General features: G+C 73.5%; 3 protein-coding genes. 2 read left to right on the forward strand and 1 reads right to left on the reverse strand.

The window, feature by feature from the left end:
* The first annotated feature begins 361 nt into the window (after nucleotides 1-361).
* Both ACTIDRAF_RS34295 and ACTIDRAF_RS0221885 read left to right on the forward strand, forming a co-directional pair.
* A complete protein-coding gene (locus ACTIDRAF_RS34295; protein WP_016700847.1) occupies nucleotides 362-2,920 on the forward strand; it encodes a glycoside hydrolase family 95 protein in 2,559 nt (852 codons plus the stop codon).
* A 177-nt stretch (nucleotides 2,921-3,097) separates the two neighbouring features.
* On the forward strand, nucleotides 3,098-3,604 hold the full coding sequence (locus tag ACTIDRAF_RS0221885; protein ID WP_245533607.1) for a GNAT family N-acetyltransferase: 507 nt from the start codon (nucleotides 3,098-3,100) through the stop codon (nucleotides 3,602-3,604).
* 157 nt (nucleotides 3,605-3,761) lie between these two features.
* Here ACTIDRAF_RS0221885 and ACTIDRAF_RS0221890 read toward each other — a convergent pair.
* On the reverse strand, nucleotides 3,762-5,759 hold a 1,998-nt coding region (locus tag ACTIDRAF_RS0221890), incomplete at its 5' end, for an alpha-L-arabinofuranosidase C-terminal domain-containing protein (protein WP_016700849.1).

The following is a 5,759-nucleotide window of genomic DNA, read 5'->3' on the forward strand; positions in this document are numbered from 1 at the left end:
GGGCCGCCGCCGCGACGGCCGGGAACGAAGGCCCGGACAGCGGTAGGACGCGGCCCCGGAACGTCCAGCTCGACGAGGGTGCCAGGCTCCCGGTGCGCCCCCGAACCGTTCCGGGCACCCGGAGCGGCCGGCGGCGTGTGGGGGCGGGGAAGCCGCTCCTTCCAGCGCCACGCGCGCCGTAGCCGGACGGCGGGCCAGGTGTCCTCCGGGCACGGCCGGAGCGGAGCACCGCGCCCTACCGAAGGCCCCCACGGGACGACGAGGACCCGATGCCCCCGCGAAAACTGGGCAAAAAGGACGGAGATGTCCGCTGTGGCACTGGTGTTCCGGGCCGCCACTGGGCAGCCTGGGGGGTGATCTCGTGCTGCCACACCAGGAGGTGCTCGTGTCCGGTGACCACGACAGGGCGGCGGATGCCGATCTGCGCTACCACGCTCCCGCCCGCCGGTGGACAGAAGCGCTCCCGGTCGGCAACGGCCGGCTCGGCGCGATGGTCTTCGGCGGAACCGGAACCGAGCGGCTCCAGATCAACGACGACACCTGCTGGTCGGGCGCACCCCACCGGCGCACCGGCCGGGAACTCGCCGCCGGGGACGGCCCGGCCCTGCTCGCCGAGGCACGCGCCCACCTCGCCGCCGGACAGGTCCGCGCCGCCGAACGCACCCTCGCCCAACTCCAGTTCGGTGGCACCCAGGCCTACCAACCCCTGGTGGACCTCCGACTGACCCAGGTCGACCCGAGCGGCGGACGTGCCCTGACCGGCCCGGACCCCGGCACCTACACCCGACGGCTCGACCTCGCCAACGCCCTGGCCACCCACCACTTCACCCGGGACGGCGCGCGGCACGAGCAGACCGTGTGGGCGAGCGCCGTCGACCAGGTCCTCGTGCTGCACCGGCGGGCCAGCGCACCCCACACCACCCGGGTGGTGCTCGACAGCCCCCACCCGTCCGCCACGGTGCGCTTCCACAGCGGCGACCAACCGGGCGCGGCGGGCGTCGAAGCCCAGGTGCCGATGCCGTCCCGCCCGGTCGAGCAGGGTGAGGACCCGGGAGACCCCCGCCGCTACCCCGAGCGGGGAGGGACGGTCACCGCGCTCGTCGGAGCCCGGCTGCTCACCGACGGCACCGTCACCGCCGACGGCGACGGCCTGCTGGTGCGCGAGGCCACCGACCTGGTGCTGCTGCTCGCCACCGCCACCGACTACGTCGACCCGTCGACCAGCCCGCACGCCGACCTCGACACCCTCCGGACCGAGCTGGACGCGCGCCTCGACGCGCTCCGCCGACGCGTGCGCGAGGACGGGGGTACGGAGGCGCTGCGCGACGCCCACTCCCGCGACCACCGCCGACTGTTCGACCGGGTCCGACTGCGCCTCGGGCCCTCCGGCGGAGCCGAGGACACCCCCGACACCCGCACCGACGCACCCGAACCCACCCCCGCCCGCCGACGTCCCGCCGACCTCCCCACCGACGAACGGCTGCGCCGGCACGCGGCGGGGGAACCGGACCCGGGCCTGGCCGCCCTGGCCTTCCACTTCGGCCGCTACCTGCTGATCGCGTCCTCCCGCCCCGGATCACTGCCCAGCACCCTCCAGGGCATCTGGAACGACAGCCTCACCCCGCCCTGGCGGTCCAACTACACCACCAACATCAACCTGGAGATGAACTACTGGCCGGCCGAGGTCACCCACCTCCCCGAGTGCCACCAACCCCTGATCGACTGGTTGGACCACCTGCGGCGGCGCGGCACCCAGGTCGCCGGCCACGTCTACGGGCTCCCCGGGTGGGCCGCCCACCACAACTCCGACGCCTGGGCCTTCGCCGACGCCGTCGGCGAGGGAGCCGACGACCCGGCCTGGTCGTTCTGGCCGCTCGGCGCGGCCTGGTTGTGCCTGCAGGTCTGGGACCACTACGACTTCACCAGGGACCTCGGGTTCCTCACCACCACCGGCTGGCCCCTCGTCCGCTCCGCCACCGAGTTCGTCCTGGCGTGGCTGGTCGAGAACCCCGACGGCACCCTCGGCACCGCACCGGCCACCTCCCCGGAGAACCGCTACCTGGCCGGGGACGGGGAGTCCGCCGCCGTCGCCACCTCCACCACCTCCGACCTGGCCATCATCCACAACATCCTCACCGCCGGCCTGCGCATGACCACCGCCCTCGGCGACCAGGCCACCGCCGAGGACCAGGACTGGGTCCGCCGCGCCCGCGCCGCCCTCCGGCGGCTCCCCGGCGAACGCGTCGGACCCGACGGTCGCCTCGCCGAGTGGTCGGCCGACGTGACCGACGCCGAACCCGGACACCGCCACACCAGCCACCTGGTCGGGGTGTTCCCGGGAACCCGGATCGACCCGGAACGCACCCCGACCCTGGCCGCCGCCGCCCTGCGGACGCTGGACGCGCGGGGCCCCGACTCGACGGGCTGGGCACTGGCCTGGCGGGTCGCCCTGCGCGCCCGCCTGCGGGACGCCGCCGGAGCGGCGGACCTGCTGCGCCGCTACCTCACCCCGCTGCGGGAGGACGCCCCCGACACGCCAACGACCTCGGTGCCCGGCGGGGTCTACCCGAACCTGTTCTGCGCGCACCCCCCGTTCCAGATCGACGGGAACTTCGGTGTGACCGCCGCCGTCGCCGAGCTCCTCCTCCAGTCCCACCTGTCCTCCGAGGACCTGACCGTGGTGGACCTGTTACCCGCGCTGCCCACTGCCTGGAGCAGCGGCGAGTTCGCCGGCCTCCGAGCCAGGGGAGCGGTCACCGTCGAGGCGTCCTGGCGGGACGGCCGGCTGGTCCGGGCCGCCGTGACCTCCGACGCCGACCGCCGCGTCCTGGTCCGCTGGCCCGCCGGCCAGGTGGTGCTCGACCTCGTCGCGGGCCGGCGCACCGAGGTCACCCCGGCCGAGGAGGTTCCGACGCGCTGACCGTCCGTGGGCCGCCGGGCGCGCCGCCCGTCGGCCCACCCCACCCGGCGGGATGTCCCACACCCGCCCCGACCCGTCCGCGCCCGACGTCCACCCGTCCCACCACCGCACCCCGGCCCGCCGGCCCGTCCACCCGAGGTGGGGGAACCCGTTCCGGGAGACCGGTAGCGTGCCGTCGTGGACGACTACGCGCCAATGGCCACGTACCTGAAGACCGAACGCCTCTCCCTGCGCCCCTGGGCGGAGGGCGACGCCGAGGAGTACCGCGCGCTCATCGCCGAACGTGGAGCGGGCACCCCCGGGGTCGAGGAGTGCCGCGACCGCATCCGGCGCCTCCTCGACACCACCCGCCGGACCGGGCTCGCGCTGCTCACGCTGCGCCGCCACGGCCAGGACGACCTGCTCGGCTACTGCGGTCTGATCGTCGGACGCGCCACCCGCGAGGAACCCGAGATCGCCTACGAACTGTTCCGCCGGGTCCACGGGCGCGGCTACGCCACCGAGGCGGGCCGGGCGGTGCTCGCCGAGGCCACCTCCACCGGACGCCGCCGGCTGTGGTCGACGGTGCGCTCCTGGAACGGGCCCTCCCTGCGCGTCCTGGCCAAACTCGGTTTCCACCGCGACCACGTCGACCCCGACGACGGGCGCGGCGAGCTGATCTGGCTCACCCGAACCCTGCCCTGACCCGGGGTCCCCCCGGGGCAAGGCCCCCGGGCGCCGGCCCACCCGTGACGCCGGGGCGCCGCCGCGCCGGACCACGAACGCCACCCGGCCCCCGGGAGCCCGGCCCGCCGACCACCCTCCCGGGCGTCCGCCGGACCGGGCCCGCGCCGCTCCCGTCTCAGAGCCTCGCCGGAATCCGCAGGAAGGTGATCGAGTGCGGCGGGAAGGTGTGGGTGAACTCCGGACCCACCCCGCGCAACACCGACTCCACCGGCCGGATCGGCTGTTCGTCGGCCGTGTTCACCGCGTCCGGATCACCCTGCAAGGTCGTGACCCTGGCCGTTCGGCCCATCGGCACGCCGCCCAGGTCCACCTCGGTCCTGGCCGCCGAGGCCTGCGCGTTGACCACCTTCACGATCAGCTCACCGGCCTGCTCGTCGTAGGTGACGACCTGGCGGAACGGTTCGGCGACCTGGTCGTCGGTGAAGGACCCCCAGAGCTGGCCGTCGAGGTACAGGGACACCTCCCGGCCCCGCACCTCCACCCGGGCCTCGTACTCCCGCCCGGTCTCGATCCGCGTCGGCCGCTCCACCATCGTCGACTTGCCGCCGTCCACGGACCGCTCCACCGCCGAGGTGGTGTTGTTCCACCCGCCCAGGTTCCACCAGTAGTGGTTGCCGGTGTCCCGCACGCCGAACGCGATGAGGAACCCCTCCTGACCGCCGAGCTTGGTGGCGGTCACCTCCAGGTCGTAGTCGCGCCACTCCGGGTCACCGGCCACCACCAGGGTGTCCTCCGCCGAGGTGTCGCGCTGCACGTAGGCGCCGTCCTCGACGACCCACTCGCCCCGGCCGTCCGGGTGGCTCCAGTGGCCGTCCCCGGCCGAGAAGTCGTCGGCGAACAGCACCTCCCCGTCGGCGGAGGTCACCCGGACGTCGTCGTAGGCGGCGCTGGTGGCCCAGGTCGACAGCCCCACCGCCCCGGTGATCGGCTCGGTGAGCACCGGCGTGCCGCTGGCCTCGCTGGGCACCACCCGATCACCCACGTTGGTCATGAACAGCTTCTGCGTCTCGTAACTGGTCGACCCCCAGGACCGGTGGTTGTCGAACCAGATCAGGTCCGGGCTCCACTGCACGTAGTCCACGTTGGCCAGCAGCGGCGCGTAGGAGGCCATCCGCACGATGTCGGCGTTGCGTTCCAACCCGGTCATGAACGCCGCCTCGGCCAGCGAGTTGCGGAACCGGTTGTCCTGCGAGGCGTACTCGCCGAGGAACACCTCCGGGCCCTGCCGGTCGTAGGAATCGTAGCGGTCGTTGTTCTCGAGGAACCACTGCGGGCTGTTGTAGTAGTGCTCGTCGACCATCTCGACGCCGGCCTCGCGGTTGAGCTCCCACAACCGGTCGAAGGTCGCACCGGCCGAACTGGGCCCGGAGTTGCCGACCACCACGATCTCCGGGTACTCCGCCTCGATCGCGTCCCGGAACTGGACGAAACGCTCGAAGAACTCCTCCGGCAGGTTCTCCTCGTTGCCCACCGCGAGGTGGGTCATCCCGAACGGCTCCGGGTGCCCCATCTCCGCGCGCAGCGACCCCCACTCGGAGTCGGCGGACCCGTTGGCGAACTCGATGAGGTCGAGGGTGTCCTGGATGTGCCGGGCCAGCAGTTCGGGGTCGTCGGTCGCCTGGTTCTGCCCGCAACCGGTGACCAGCGCCGGCACCACCGGCAGCGGGGTAGCCCCGATGTCCTCGGCGAACTGGAAGTACTCGAAGTAGCCGAGCCCGTAGGACTGGTTGTAGCCCCAGAAGTTCTTGTTGGTGGCGCGTTCCTCCACCGGGCCCACGGTGTCCTTCCACTGGTAGGAGCGGGCCCTGGGGTAGTCGGGCCCCTCGTACCCGTAGTGGCTGCCGGTGTTCACCAGGCACCCGCCGGGGAACCGCAGGAAACCGGGTTCCAGGTCGGTGATCTTCTCCGCGAGGTCGCGGCGCAGGCCGTTGGGCCGGTTCATGAAGGTGTCCTGCGGGAAGAGGGACACCATGTCCAGCCGCAGGGTGCCCGAACCGCCACCGGCCACGGTCAACCGTCCCGTGGTGCTGTCGGCCTCCGCCGTCACCGTGCCCGTGTACCGGGCCCACTCATCGCCGGTGACCTCCAGCCGCAGCGGCTCGGCCCGCCCGGC

This window comes from Actinoalloteichus spitiensis RMV-1378, from assembly GCF_000239155.1.
Taxonomy (GTDB): domain Bacteria; phylum Actinomycetota; class Actinomycetes; order Mycobacteriales; family Pseudonocardiaceae; genus Actinoalloteichus_B; species Actinoalloteichus_B spitiensis.